The organism is Vibrio sp. PID23_8 (assembly GCF_003584965.1).
In the GTDB taxonomy this organism is placed as follows: Bacteria; Pseudomonadota; Gammaproteobacteria; order Enterobacterales; family Vibrionaceae; genus Vibrio.
In genome coordinates this window covers 175,151-188,904 of sequence record NZ_LIXE01000005.1, presented here as the reverse complement: position 1 = coordinate 188,904, position 13,754 = coordinate 175,151, and the positions used below count along the sequence as shown (strand labels likewise).

At 41.8% G+C, this 13,754-nt stretch carries 7 protein-coding genes and 2 pseudogenes; 7 read left to right on the top strand and 2 right to left on the bottom strand.

Translation table 11 applies throughout. The features are described from left to right. Positions 1-417 precede the first annotated feature (417 nt). The 4 genes from AK966_RS11170 to AK966_RS11155 all read left to right on the top strand — a co-directional run bounded on the left by AK966_RS11170 (position 418) and on the right by AK966_RS11155 (position 6,770). Positions 418-1,635, top strand: a complete 1,218-nt coding sequence (locus AK966_RS11170; RefSeq protein WP_099078449.1) for an AAA family ATPase — start codon at positions 418-420, stop codon at positions 1,633-1,635. 7 nt (positions 1,636-1,642) lie between these two features. Continuing rightward, a complete protein-coding gene (locus AK966_RS11165; protein WP_119464159.1) occupies positions 1,643-2,617 on the top strand; it encodes a ParB/RepB/Spo0J family partition protein in 975 nt (324 codons plus the stop codon). Positions 2,618-2,740: 123 nt separating this feature from the next. Then, complete coding sequence (locus tag AK966_RS11160; RefSeq protein ID WP_119464158.1) at positions 2,741-4,771, top strand: tRNA(Met) cytidine acetyltransferase TmcA; 2,031 nt, start codon at positions 2,741-2,743, stop codon at positions 4,769-4,771. Positions 4,772-5,093: 322 nt separating this feature from the next. Beyond that, on the top strand, positions 5,094-6,770 hold the full coding sequence (locus AK966_RS11155) for a DUF342 domain-containing protein (protein WP_119464157.1): 1,677 nt from the start codon (positions 5,094-5,096) through the stop codon (positions 6,768-6,770). Here the strand turns inward: AK966_RS11155 and AK966_RS11150 are convergent. Beyond that, a pseudogene (locus tag AK966_RS11150) lies at positions 6,727-7,388 on the bottom strand (CatB-related O-acetyltransferase). The gene AK966_RS11155 and the pseudogene AK966_RS11150 overlap by 44 nt on opposite strands. A 628-nt stretch (positions 7,389-8,016) precedes the next feature. Here AK966_RS11150 and AK966_RS11145 point away from each other — a divergent pair. Next, positions 8,017-9,000, top strand: a pseudogene (locus tag AK966_RS11145) (ABC transporter substrate-binding protein); the annotation flags it as partial. A 37-nt stretch (positions 9,001-9,037) separates the two neighbouring features. On the opposite strand, the gene AK966_RS11140 reads toward AK966_RS11145, so the two are convergent. Further along, positions 9,038-9,640, bottom strand: coding sequence for a mechanosensitive ion channel family protein (locus AK966_RS11140; protein ID WP_119464156.1), 603 nt, complete (start codon positions 9,638-9,640; stop codon positions 9,038-9,040). 152 nt (positions 9,641-9,792) lie between these two features. Here AK966_RS11140 and AK966_RS11135 point away from each other — a divergent pair, with 152 nt between their 5' ends. Then, positions 9,793-13,005: a sensor histidine kinase gene (locus tag AK966_RS11135; protein WP_119464155.1), complete on the top strand. Its 3,213-nt coding sequence runs from the start codon at positions 9,793-9,795 to the stop codon at positions 13,003-13,005. Continuing rightward, complete coding sequence (locus AK966_RS11130; RefSeq protein ID WP_119464154.1) at positions 12,995-13,642, top strand: response regulator transcription factor; 648 nt, start codon at positions 12,995-12,997, stop codon at positions 13,640-13,642. Before AK966_RS11135 ends, AK966_RS11130 begins: the two co-directional genes overlap by 11 nt. Positions 13,643-13,754 lie beyond the last annotated feature (112 nt).

The following is a 13,754-nucleotide window of genomic DNA, read 5'->3' as shown; positions in this document are numbered from 1 at the left end:
CATGATCATGAATAATCCTTGATCATTCTTCCCTCGTAAATTGAGCTTTCTAACGTAAATCACATTGGACACATGATCAAGGTTCGATGCATGCGTCACTTTGCTTTCATTAAAGTTAGATTAGGTTCATTTCACATTATCCGTAATTTAGGTCACTGTTATAATCGTTCCGGGAATATGACCTATTTACATTGTAAATAAGTGACAGTGTGACATTTTTGTTTCATTCAAAGTTTCGATGTCTTACTCGAAGATTTTTGATTAAGATTCGTCATGCTTTTACATTTAAAACATAAAATAGAAGTTTGTAACTATTTTTTATGTGATTGTTGTTCAAAATGTTTGTGCACCTTTTTGTTGTTTTTTGATTGCTGTGCTGTACAATTGAGCCCAGATATCTTTCCAACGGAATTTGGCATGAAAAGAGAAAAAACGATTGAAAATCTTCTGGAGTTAGCGGAACTGACGCAACAAGTTCAAGCTGACCGTATTGAGATTGTTTTGGAAGAGCGAAGTGACAACTACTTCCCACCAATGTCTAAAGCAATGATGGAAACCCGCTCAGGTTTAACACGCCGTAAGCTGGATGAAGCTATCGGTAAAATGGAAGCAGAAGGCCATCAATTTACAAAGAATAATGCCAACCATTATTCCATTACTTTAGAAGAAGCTCACATGCTAATGGATGCGGCGGAAGTGCCAAAATTCCATGAGCGTAAAAAAAACTTGGATAACAAACCGTGGATCATTAACGTACAGAACCAAAAGGGCGGTACGGGAAAATCGATGACAGCGGTGCATTTGGCGGCATGTTTAGCGCTTAACTTAGATAATCGCTACCGTATTTGTTTGATTGACCTTGATCCTCAAGGTTCATTGCGTTTATTCCTAAACCCACAAATTAGTGTGGCTGAGCATGACAATATCTACTCAGCAGTTGATATTATGCTGGGTAACGTACCCGACGGTGTGGAAATCGATCGAGAATTCCTACACAAAAATGTATTGTTACCGACGCAATACCCGAACTTGAAGTCGATTTCTGCTTTTCCAGAAGACGCTATGTTTAACGCAGAAGCGTGGCAAACGTTGTCAGAAGACCCGTCGTTGGACATCGTGCGTCTGCTAAAAGAGCAGTTGATTGACAAGATTTCCAATGATTTTGATGTGATCATGATTGATACTGGTCCACACGTTGACCCATTGGTTTGGAATGCGATGTACGCGTCTAACGCGTTATTAATTCCATGTGCGGCAAAACGCCTTGACTGGGCTTCAACGGTAAACTTTTTCCAGCACTTGCCAACGGTTTACGAGATGTTCCCTGAAGATTGGAATGGTCTTGAATTCGTTCGATTGATGCCGACAATGTTTGAAGACGATAATAAGAAGCAAGTTTCGGTTTTAACTGAAATGAACTATCTTCTTGGTGACCAAGTTATGATGGCCACTATCCCACGTAGCCGTGCATTTGAAACTTGTGCTGACACTTACAGTACGGTTTTTGATTTGACGGTAAGTGATTTCGAAGGGGGTAAGAAAACGCTCGCGACAGCACAAGATGCGGTTCATAAGAGCGCGCTTGAACTTGAAAGGGTATTGCACTCTAACTGGCCGTCATTGAATCAAGGGTAATTAGTAAATGGCATTGAAAACGTCTGAATTAAACGCAAAATTATTTGGTAAAACCAATAAGCGTCGTGTCGCGACACCTCAAGAGGCGCAAACCGCGGCAAAAGACAAAGCGCAAGTGATTGAACTTGCTGTTGCAGGTGAGGGTACTGTTCAGTTTGAACTGGTCCGTATTCCTGCAGATAAAGTGGCAACGGATACGACGGTTTTTGCTGAGAATGCTCGTGAACAATCATTCTTGAATGAGCATGCTCTCTCGGATGTCCTGGCGACATTGAAAGAACGTGGTCAACAGTACCCTGCTGTTGGTCGTCGTACAGCGGATGGAAAAATAGAAGTTCTCGACGGTAGTCGTCGTCGTATGTCATGTATTTTGGCTAGAAAGGATTTCTTGGTTTATGTTGGTGAAGGTATCAATACAAGCCATGCCAAATTTCTTTCTGACGTGGCGAATGCACACAAACCACTCTCGCTTTATGAGAAAGGCAAAGAGATGCAAGCTAAGCTAGAAAGTGGCGAAGCGGAAGACCAAAAAGCACTGGCAAAGATGTTCCAGTGCAGTGAAGCTTTGGTCAGTGGTGCATTGAAAGCCGCATCTTTACCTCGTGAGTTGTTACAAGCTTACCCTAATGTGGGTGATCTTGGTCGTCCAACAATTGTAAAACTGCATAAACAATTCTCGATGCTCGCACCTGAACATCAACAAGATTTGCTTGATAAATGTCGTACTTCTGAAGGGTTCTTATGGCAACGCAGTAGCGCTCAAGGTGTGGCTCGTTTGACCAAAGAGGTGACCGAAAGCCTTGAAAGTTGGATTGCAGAATTATCACCAGCTAAAGCGAGCAAAAAGGCGGATAAGGTTGAGCTAGTTAAAGGCCGCGCAAGCTACAGTCGTAAAGGCAGCAATTTGGCATTGCACCTTAAGAAAGTCGACGACAGCTTGATCGAAGAAATCTTAGCGTTTGTACAAAGTAAAATGCAATAGATTGTTTTTATTAATAACCGCCCTAGGGCGGTTTTTTTATGTCTTTTAATTCCCCGCTTGTGATGAATCACGGCTTAACAAAGATGTGATAACATGGCGCCAGTTCAATATTGGATAGACGCTATGCACGCACAATCTGAATTCCTTTCTCAACTGCAGTTTCAATCTCGACTCGCTTTTCAGCGTACTGGTGTGGTTCTTCAAGGTGATGCAACTTGGCAAGATGAGTTGATTTCGTTTTTTTATCAAACTAAAAAACCAACACAGCAAGAACAATGGTTCTGTGTTGGGAATTGGCGGTTGGATGATGCCCTTTGCGTAAACTCGAAACAGGGCAATATGTTACTTGGGAGAGAGTGCGACGTATTGTTATTTGATGCGAGAGAAGAGTTTGATGCGAACAGCTTTACTGCATCTCTGGGTGCGTTAGTTGGTGGAGGTTTGCTGATTGTTGTTACTCGAGAGCAAGAGATAATGAATCAAGCGCAGCGGTGGATGCAAATTCAGTGGCAGAAGTTGGTGGTTATTGAACAAAATCATCCACTACCCAAACTCCCACCGTTTACTCACACACCAAGAGAAACCCAGTATACCGAACAGGCCAAAGCGATTTCTCTTGTTGAGAATGTCGTGAATGGGCACCGCAAACGACCGATCGTACTAACGGCCGATCGTGGGCGAGGAAAAAGCAGTGCATTAGGAATGGCTTGTGCGCGACTGCTTCAGCAGAAACCGTTGAAAATTTTGCTTACAGCGCCTTCGATTAAAGCGGTCGAACCCGTCTATCAACATGCATTGCGTTTGCTTGAGAGCGCACAACGCATAAAGAAAGACAGATTAGAAATAGGCTTGGGTTACATTCAATTTGTCGCGCCAGATGATTTATTATCTTCATTGCCGGATTGCGATCTACTTTTGATTGATGAAGCCGCTGCTATTCCTGTGCCGTTGCTCAAACAAATTACCGCTCACTATCATCGTTTAGTGTTTTCTAGCACGATACATGGTTATGAAGGTTGTGGAAGAGGATTCACACTTAAGTTTGTTGAGTGGTTAAACACGCAAAGACCAGGGATGAAAACCTGCCATCTGCAACAACCGATCCGTTGGTCTGCAAACGACAAACTAGAGTCGTGGTTGTATCAGGCGTTTTTGTTGAACGCTGAGTTGACAGATATCGACGCGGTTAAAAACGATGACATCTTATTGTCCAAAGTCGGCAAATCCGAGTTGGTTTCTAATCCTTCCGTTTTGAATGCGTGTTTTGCTCTACTGGTTAATGCCCACTATCAGACATCCCCAAATGATTTAATTCACCTGCTGCAAGACGAAAGTTGCGAGGTTCATATTGCAAAAAAACAAGAGCACATTATTGGTGTCGTGCTCACGGTAGAAGAAGGTAATCTTGATGATGAACTGATTCGTGATGTTCAGCTTGGGAAGCGTCGGCCAAAAGGGCATTTAGCGCCAATTACGATTGTTAACCAACTGGGCTACCCGCAAGTTGGGAAGCTTTCAACTCAGCGTATTATGCGTATTGCGGTTCATCCCAAATTGCAAGGTAATGGCATTGGCCAGTCTATTTTGAAACAATTCGAACAGTCGCTCGCCCCACACATTTCTTATCTCTCCACTAGTTTTGGTGCGACTGAGGAGTTGATCCACTTCTGGCAGAAGTCGGGTTATCAAGCGATTCGTTTGGGTACAATGCGTGATGCGGCGAGTGGGTGTTATTCGTTGTTAATGGTCAGGTCGTGTGGTCCATCAACCCAACCTTGGATTCAACAAGCGGAGATGTTGTACAAGGAGCTTCTCTCTTCGACCACGAATCAGGTTTATCCAAAATTAGAACCTGCACTATTTCGCGCTCTATTTTGGTATCCCTTTGGTGGCATTCAATTGCATCCTATCAAGCTTAATTTGATTTCTTGCTATACCCAAGGTGGGAACAGTTATGAATCTGTTTCAGTTTGGATTCAGCAATGGTTACTTCTGAATGGGCTTGAGGCGGTATCTGATTTTGTTATTGCTAAAGTATTTTTTGCTCAAGATTGGAGTGAATGCGCGAAACAGTTTGGGTATTCTGGCCGTAAACAAGCTGAGCAGAAATTTCGTCAAGAATTAAAAAATTGCTTTCAAAAATTTACAGTGTAAATACGATTAAGTGTAAATTTACACTGTAAAGGTAAACGAAAGAAGGAGAGGGTTTACACTGTAAATCCTCTTTTTTTATATTACGGTAACTCCGTCCCAAGAGATTGACTGCTGGTGAAATTTACATTGTAAATGACCTTGTTATAAAACAGACGGTGAGTGCTTTCTTACGAAAAGAAAATTGCGCCTCTCGCAAAACGGTAAGAAGAAAAGCAAGATTTCGTCTTTAGTGATGTGAGCTTGATTATGAACAAGCGGCTGTTTGTGGGCAATGAGAATTTGGTTAGACTGAAGCTGTGGATGAAACGCGAATGGTTTGGGTATGTGGAAGCTGTGTCTTGAGTGGTCAGAAGACAAAACAAAAATTTTTGCCCGTCTTCCGGGAGATGTTGATCTTGGAAGTGAGCTAAACTTTAAAGAGTTACCGGAACAACTTCTATCGATGTCAGCAACGAATGTGTTTGTTGATGAGGAAGCAGTTATTAGGTTTATTAATTGTGCGCGAGAACGTAAGTCTGAGGCGTACGATGGAATGTTGATTGCAGCAATGAAGAACGCTCGTGTGGATGTCGAGCTTACCAACAATGACATGTTAGCTTGTATGATAGTGACTGGTGCGTATGGCGGACGAGGATTACGTGGCGCGGAAATAGTGCAAGCGTTAACAAACGCGAGAGTCATGAAAGGCATCAATAAGCTAGCCTTAAAGAAAGTGATGGTGGTCAGCAACCAACTTAAGCCAGGGGAGACATTTTCTCAGCCTGTCGCTATCGGTAAACAAGCGATTAAAGGTAAGGACGCGTGTTTCACTCCACTTGTCAAAGATATCGCCAAACGGATTCTAAAACCCAAACAAGGCCAAGCCGCTAGCGAAAAAATGGATTTGCGAAACTTAGGCGAAACCATCGCTGTGGATATTGGTGATGAGGTTATGCGTCGTACGCCAGCTACTAAGGGTACACCCGGTTATACGGTTCAAGGTCGTATCATTCCACCACAAGCTGGAAAAGACAGCCCAATGAAGGCCGGTAAGGGGACTCAAATTTGTAAAGATGATCCCAACTTACTCGTTGCGACCGTTTCGGGAACCCCGCTCATTAAGGATAAAACGATAGAAGTGGACAATGCACTTTGCCTGAATAGTGTGGGCGTAAATACCGGACACGTGAATTTTAAAGGCAATGTGATCATCGGCGGCAATATTGAATCAGGTATGATAGTACAAGCGACGGGCTCGATTACTGTCGGTGGGTTTATTGAATCGGCGAGTGTCCAAGCGCAGGGTGATATTCAAGTAGGAAAAGGCATTATCGGACACACGGTGAGTGACGGACAGCCAAAGAGTTGCAAGATTCAAAGCAAAGGTTCAATTCGTGCGAATTACGCTCAGTATTGTGACTTGCATGCATTTAAAGATATTGATTTAGCCGTACACAGCATGAACAATACCATTCATTGCGGGCGTAATCTCACCGTTTTGGATGCCCGTGGCGCCCACGGTACATTGAGTGGTGGCGAGGCAAAGGTCGGTGCAAAAGTGTTGTGTTCTCAACTTGGTGTAGAAGGCGATACGGCAACGAAAGTTGAAGCGTTTGCTAGTTATTTTGGGTTCAAAGAACGTATTGCTCATTTGAAAGAGACATACAAGCAGGCGCAAGAGGGCACGATGGATGTGATTCGAAAAGAGCTCGAATTTAAAAAACGTCCTAAATTGGAGCGGTCTGAGAACGAACTACATCAAATTGAACAGGCGAAAGTGGCGAACAATGCGCGCCTTGATGAAGTACGACAAAAGCTGGAACACACTGAGACCGAATTTGAGTTGGCGCTTGAAGACTGTATCGTGGAGGCAAAAGATAAGGTCTTTACCCGCGTAACGGTGAAGTTTGGTGACGAGCACGTGATAACTAAACGTGCGTACGGTGGTTGCACCTTTAGCTTCAATCAATACGAAATTAGAGTTTCAGCGACGTTTGATGAAGAAGATATAGCGGTTTGATCCATTCATTTAGCACTCTTCGGTAAAAGAGCGTATTAACATCGGCACTGCAAATAACCTTCATCGCTTTCTTGATATGGTCTAGTGGCCAGTTCCACCATTGTATTTCTAGTCGCTTAATGATAGTCGCTTCATCGACGCGTTGTCGTACTACGTGGTTATTTCCGACCACGATTGACTAAGGTGGCACATTTTTGGTGATAACCGCACGCGCCCCAATGACGCACCCATGCCCAATATTTACGCCTGGCATGATCATCGCATCTGTACCAAACCAGACATCATTGCCGATAATTGTATAACCTGTTCGTTCGAAGCCACTTTGAACATCGTCTCCAAACTCATCTGGTGAGAAGGTGAATGTTGAAATCCAATCAACGCGATGACCTGATTGCCTGCTATCAAAACCGTTGCTTCGAAAGCGAATGAGTAAAACTTACCAATGATAAGTTTATCGATCTCTCCGAATATATCACTTTGCCATACTTCTTGCGTGACGTTATCAGCGAGTAAATTACGGTTGGCATGATCTCTGAATGACTTTCCGTGTTAAAAGTCAGACCAATTGCTATATTCGCCGACGATAATATTGGGATTAGAAATATTATCTTTGATCACTTACCTTACTAACCAAGAATAAAAAACTCATTTACTTTTTCTCGACACTTTTCGATGGTTCGATTTTAGTGCTTCTATGTCCTTTATTATATAAACCCAAATCAAGCACTCGAGCTTATCGACATGGTGTGGTTAGTGAAGCAATCTTATAGTTGATAGAAGGGTATGAGTTAGAGTGTCATGAATTACGTTGGTACGCTCTGTGTTCGCTTACAGCGGACTTTAACCATGACGAAGGCGTATACATCCAATGTTCCTCATTCCGTGGTGACTGATAAAGAACGGAGTGAAGGGATAAATTTACACTGTAAACTATACACAAATAATGCTCACTGAACTAAACACCTTGCAATCTAACGTTTAGTCTTCATTTCGTTTGTCGTTGTGGTGGGTTAAACGGAAAACGCCAATAACCTATTGAGAAGCCATAGATATTCTTATTTACTATCGCTGCTATAATCAAACCGTTATGAATACCACGTTTTAGCGGCTTGCGAGGCTAGCAGAATAAATGGTTTGATTGGCACTGGTTCACAATTGAAAACCGTCAACAGAGGCCAAGATCTATTTAAGTACGTTCAGGAGAACAAAAAAATATGGATGTAAAAAACGATTCTAAAGAAAGTTCATTGTATGCCTTGTCGCTTCTTTTTTGTCAGTCGGCGTAAATGCAGGAACCATGGTGGAGGGAAGCGCTCTTGCTGCCGAACAACATTGAGTTCGTGCGAATGATGCGTAAGACGCAACTTAAGATCCCGCTAAGGCAAAAGGCCTGCCAGAAATGCACGTAATACGTGACTTGTTTGAAGGGCTTGTGATTTAAGATCGTGATGGCAACCTCGTTCCAGGAGTTGCGAACCGTGGGAAACAAAAGACAACCAAACGTGTGTTTTTCACCTAAGTAAAGATGCAAAATGGTCTAACGGTGATGCCTGTTACATCCGACGATTTTGTTTATGCCTTGAGGCGAGCGCTTGATCCAAAATTAGCCTCACACAATGTTTGGTACTTAAAACTGACCAAAATTAAAAATACTGCTGATGTGGCGGAAGGGAAAAAGCCTTTGGAAGCGCTTGGTATCACCGCGGTCGACAAGCATACTGTCTGCTTTGAGTTAGAGGGTAAGGTGCCATATTTTATCGTGATGTCATTACTAACGGCGTGACACAAGTTGGTCACTTACCGGCGTACACTTTTGCTCATCAATATACGGCTGGATTTGACGCGACCACGCCTGAGTACAGTCGATGGACACAATCACAACGAGATGAAAAGGCGCGTCAATTATTGAGTAATACAGGCTACGGTGACGATAATCCGCTCGACTTTACGTTATTGTACAACACCAGTGAAGCAAACAAATTGATGGCCATTGCTTCAATGCTGAAGAAAATTTTAGGTGCGAGTGTCAACTTAGAGAATCAAGAATGGAATTCGTATCTAGTGGCGCGCAAGCCGGGCGATTTTGATGTGATGCGAGCGTGGTGATTACAATGAAGCATCAACGTTCTTGAGTTTGTTGAGTTCTGGATCGTCGGGCAACTCTGCACGTTATTGTAGTGATAAATACGACGAGATAATGAATGCTGCTCTCGCGGCGGCCGATGAAAAAAGCCCCAATCGGATAACCGTTGGGGCTTTTGTAATTATTAGCGGATATTTTGTTTTCTTCGAGTATAAATTCGAGAGGTCGTTTTTTGTGTATCTGGCTTGGGGGCAGTCAGTTTTAGTACGGCTTTTTGTAGCATTAAATTATTTGGATAAGTAATCAGGTTGCCGTTGTCGTGCTTTATTAACACGTGGAACATACTGATTTCTTGGATCTCGCCACAAATATCTTCGTCTTTATCCACGACTTTGATTCGATCTCCAACACGGTAAGGAAACACAAAGAAGATAAGGAAACTGGCCGTTATATTGCTAAGAATCGACCATTGTGCGATGAATGCTACCCCTAAGACCGCAAAGATCGAAGATAGAAATAGGGATACATCACCGTATCCGATGCCGGCCACTATCGCAAAAAGTGATGCGAACAGGAACAAAAAGGTCACATTGAAGCAGCGTTGGATAAAGCTAAGTCGGGCTTTATTTACGCCTTTCGACTTGGCCAAATTAAGGATTGCGCGATTCGCGATCTTTTTCAGTACCTGGTAAGCAATTAAAATAATGATGGCCATCAATACCTTATAACCGACAGATCCTGCGGTAAAGTACTGGCCAATTTGTTCTAGGTGGATCCAATGATTCATTTAGTTAGATGAAAGAAAATTATAAAGTCACGTTTTATAGCCTATTTTTGCTTCCAAGTAACCACAAATTTATGGCGTCAGCCAATAGCCGTCACGTAGTAGCTTGCAGTACAAGGTTTGATATTCAACCCTCCGAATGTTAACGTAATGTTGTGTTTGTTGTGTTTGTTGTGTTTGTTGTGTTTGTTGTGTTTGTTGTGTTTGTTGAGTTTATTATGCGAAGGTTTCTGAAGGCGCTAGTGTTATTCATATTGGTTGCGTGGCCCATTGTCGTATCCGCTTATAACGATAGTCAGCGACTGGCACAGCATGTTGGTTTGGACGCAAATAACATTTCCACAATCATGTTTGATCACAAAGGTTTTATGTGGATTGGTACGCAACATGGGCTATACGTTTATGATGGCTATCAACTTCAGGATTTTAAGCCAAACTTTAATGATCCGGGTTCAATAAATGCGATTGATATTCGTAACTTATACCAAAGTAAAGACAACAAGATCTGGGTCTCTACCAATAGTGGTGGCTTAAGTTGCTTTAATCTAGCGACGAATACCTTTACAAATTTTAGGCACGACTCTAACGACAGTAATTCGATTAGTAATGATAGCGTTTATGACGTTATTGACGGACCGGATGGTCATCTTTGGGTCGCGACACAGATAGGTTTAAACAGACTAAACAGAAGTACGGGAAAAATCACTCGTTTTTATAAGCAGCAAAGTAATGTTCACTCACTTCCTAGTGACTATGTCTATAAATTATTTGCAGATAGCAAAGAACGACTTTGGGTCGGCACGTTAGGCGGAGGGTTGGCTTATTGGCAAGAGGAGAGTCAGAGCTTTGTCTCGTTTGATCTCGGTGATGGGGTTGATGACGTTTTTTCTATCGAAGAGGATGATTCCGAAAATTTGTGGATAGGCACAAGGGAAGGATTATTCAAAGTTGACTTAAATAATATGCAGTCAAATGAGATAGAACTCACCTCGTTAATGAAAAATAAGTTAGCGATTATCTCATTGCATTATGCGGGAAATCACAAGCTTCTTCTTGGAACGTATAAAAATGGGTTGCTGGCTTATGACGTAACAAATCATAGGTTATCGAGCAAACATGTCAGGCAATCGATTGAGTCTGATGCCGTCACAAGTATTATTGAAAACGAGCAAGGTGAGTTGTTTTTCTCAACATGGGGCAATGGCCTGCACCTTTTAAATGGTCAATTGGCAGAGGTTTTCTTTAACAAAGAGATAGATAACCATTGGTTCTCAATGCGAGATGTCAGTGCAGTACTGGCGGATCCGCAAGAGAATATCGTTTGGTTAGGGTCAATAACGCAAGGTTTGCACAAGATTGAAAAACATTCAGGTGAATGGATTAAAACTCACGCCGATTTGCCGAACGTTGATGTAAACAGCATTTTTAGTATCGAAAAAGCGGCAAATAATGATCTGTTTGTTGGTACTTCAAGTGGTCTTTGGCATTTATCTGCCCAAGGTGAAACACTCCACTTCTTTCAACATGACGCGAGTGAACAAAAATCGATAGGCAAAGGGTTTATCAGAGCGGTTAAGCAAAGTTCTGATGGTAACGTTTGGGTTGGTATTGGTGGTAGTGGCTTATATAAATATCACATTGATACTAAATCGTTCTCTTCTTATAAGCATGACGCAGAAAATCATCACTCTCTTAGTGGTAACTATATCACCGCATTAATGGTTGAGGACGATTATCTTTGGGTTGGTACAAGATCAAATGGCTTAAATCGCTGCCGTGTTATCGGTTGGTACTGTGAAAGGTTTCTTGTCGATAATAATTATCTAAGTCATTACTATATTTCAGATATTGAAAAGGATGTTAATGGTAATATTTGGATTGGCACCGATAGCGGTGGATTGCACAAGGTCGTCTACAGAAGTAAGAATGATATTTCCGGGCTTGAAAATATACCCGGCGTGACCTCACCAGGAGAATCGATTAAATCAATATTAAGTCAGGATGATGGATCTATTTGGATTGCTACAAATAAAGGGGTCTCAATCTACAGACCGCAACAGCATAGTTTAAAGTTAACCAATAAAATATTATCCAATATAGGCTCATTTATTATAGGTTCGAAAGCAAAGGATCGGACACATAACTTGTTAGGGGCTCAGAATGGCTTGGCGATTTTAAAAAGAGACAATAACTATTTACCTTCCACCTCTTTTCCATTACGTATTACTCGGATCAATCACGATACCTTTTCGAGATCTATTGCTCACTTATCGATCCAAGATGGACAGCAAATATCCATTCCATGGGGAGGTATGCTAACGGTTGACTTCGCATTGTTGGATTTTAGTGCCACCAAGCATGAATATGAATATAGGTTAACACCTTCTAGCCATTGGCAAGCCTTAGAAAACAGAAATCAAATTAATTTTTTTAATGTAGAGCCCGGATCGTATCAACTTGAGGTTAGAGGAAAAGGCAGCAATGGCCGTTGGAGTGAGCCTGCAAACTTAAGTATTGATATTGTTCCTCCATGGTGGCGAAATATAAACTATATAGGCCCTCTAGCTTTATTGATTATATTCATCGCGATAAGTTATCACCGGTATCATATGGCCAAATGGTTAGCTCACTCTACACGTCTCAATCTTATAAAAGTGCAGAAAGAGTTGGCGATTGATGAGCTTAAGAGTAGGGAAGCAACACTAAAGGATGCCTATCGAGGAATAAGAGACCTGACAGCAAAAATTCAAAATGCCAAGGAAGAAGAGAGAAAGTCCATTTCAAGAGAGCTGCATGATCAATTTGGGCAATCTTTGACCGCGACTCAAATCAATTTACAACTATATAAAAAGGAACACCCGGAAAACAGCATCAGAATTGATGATTCGATAAAAATTGTTCAAGCGATGATAAAGCAGGTACGTAGTATCTCTTTCGATTTAAGACCGAGCATTTTAGATGATGTCGGCTTGATCGCGGCACTAAATAATTTACTCCACAAGATGTCATTATCTTTGGAGCACCCAATAAAATTTGATGCACAAGTTAACTTTCCGATGATTCACTCTCAGCTTGCAACGACGCTGTTTAGAATCATACAAGAGTCAGTGAATAACGCGATACGTCATTCAAAAGCAACAGAGATTGTGGTTCGTCTCAGCTTTAGCGAAAGCCTTATTACAGCCGAAGTTAACGATAATGGAATGGGTTTTAACGTGAATGAAATTAAAGAGAAGGTGATAAAAGGCAAACACTTAGGGCTATTGGGAATCGAAGAAAGGGTATTAACGCATAACGGAAAGTTAACGCTAAACTCTCAACTCGATAGTGGGACTTCTGTTTTAGTTGAGTTTGAATATGAAGAATAACAGCACAGTGGTACTTGTAGACGATCATGAGTTAGTCAGAGCAGGTATAAGAACGTTATTAGGTGCAATAGAGAGTATTGAGGTGGTGGGTGAGTGTGGGGAAGGATTGGATGCTCTTCCTATATTAAAACAGTTGACTCCTGATCTTGTCGTTCTGGATATTTCTTTAAAAGGTCTGAATGGCATAGAGTTAGTCAGCCTGATAAGAAAGCAAAATACGAATATAAAAATTCTCATGCTATCAATGCATAATAATGTTGAATATGTAGCAAAGTGTTTAAGAAATGGTGCCCAAGGTTATTTATTGAAAGACTCTGCAGTCGATGAGCTAGAGCCCGCTGTGATGAATGTTTTAAGTGGTGATTCATACATTAGTCGAGAAGTCGATGAGAGTATGCTAGATAAGCTGTTGTTGGATGAAAATACACCCACGTCACTTTTGGAATTATTAACCAGTCGACAACGACAAATCCTTCAGTTGATTGCAGAAGGATATTCTACTAAGCAAATTGCAGATAGCCTTCACGTGAGCGTTAAAACTGTTGAAACGCATAGAACTCATATTATGAAACGTTTGAATATCTTCGATATAGCGGGCCTCGTTAGATTTGCCATGGAAAAAAGGTTAATCCAATAACAAACCCTCAATGCTTAAGTTTAAGCCAGTCGATTGACCGGGGAATAGATTCTCCCCCGGATAGTACTCACTACAGTGCTTTATTCAAATGTGTTGCGTGTGTTATCCGATT

What these genes read in the sequence shown, in the direction of transcription:
- AK966_RS11165 (WP_119464159.1), top strand. Translation starts at nt 1,643, where the DNA reads ATGGCATTGAAAACGTCTGAATTAAACGCAAAATTATTTGGTAAAACC.
- AK966_RS11160 (WP_119464158.1), top strand. Translation starts at nt 2,741, where the DNA reads ATGCACGCACAATCTGAATTCCTTTCTCAACTGCAGTTTCAATCTCGA.
- AK966_RS11170 (WP_099078449.1), top strand. Translation starts at nt 418, where the DNA reads ATGAAAAGAGAAAAAACGATTGAAAATCTTCTGGAGTTAGCGGAACTG.
- AK966_RS11155 (WP_119464157.1), top strand. Translation starts at nt 5,094, where the DNA reads ATGTGGAAGCTGTGTCTTGAGTGGTCAGAAGACAAAACAAAAATTTTT.
- AK966_RS11130 (WP_119464154.1), top strand. Translation starts at nt 12,995, where the DNA reads ATGAAGAATAACAGCACAGTGGTACTTGTAGACGATCATGAGTTAGTC.
- AK966_RS11140 (WP_119464156.1), bottom strand. Translation starts at nt 9,640, where the DNA reads ATGAATCATTGGATCCACCTAGAACAAATTGGCCAGTACTTTACCGCA.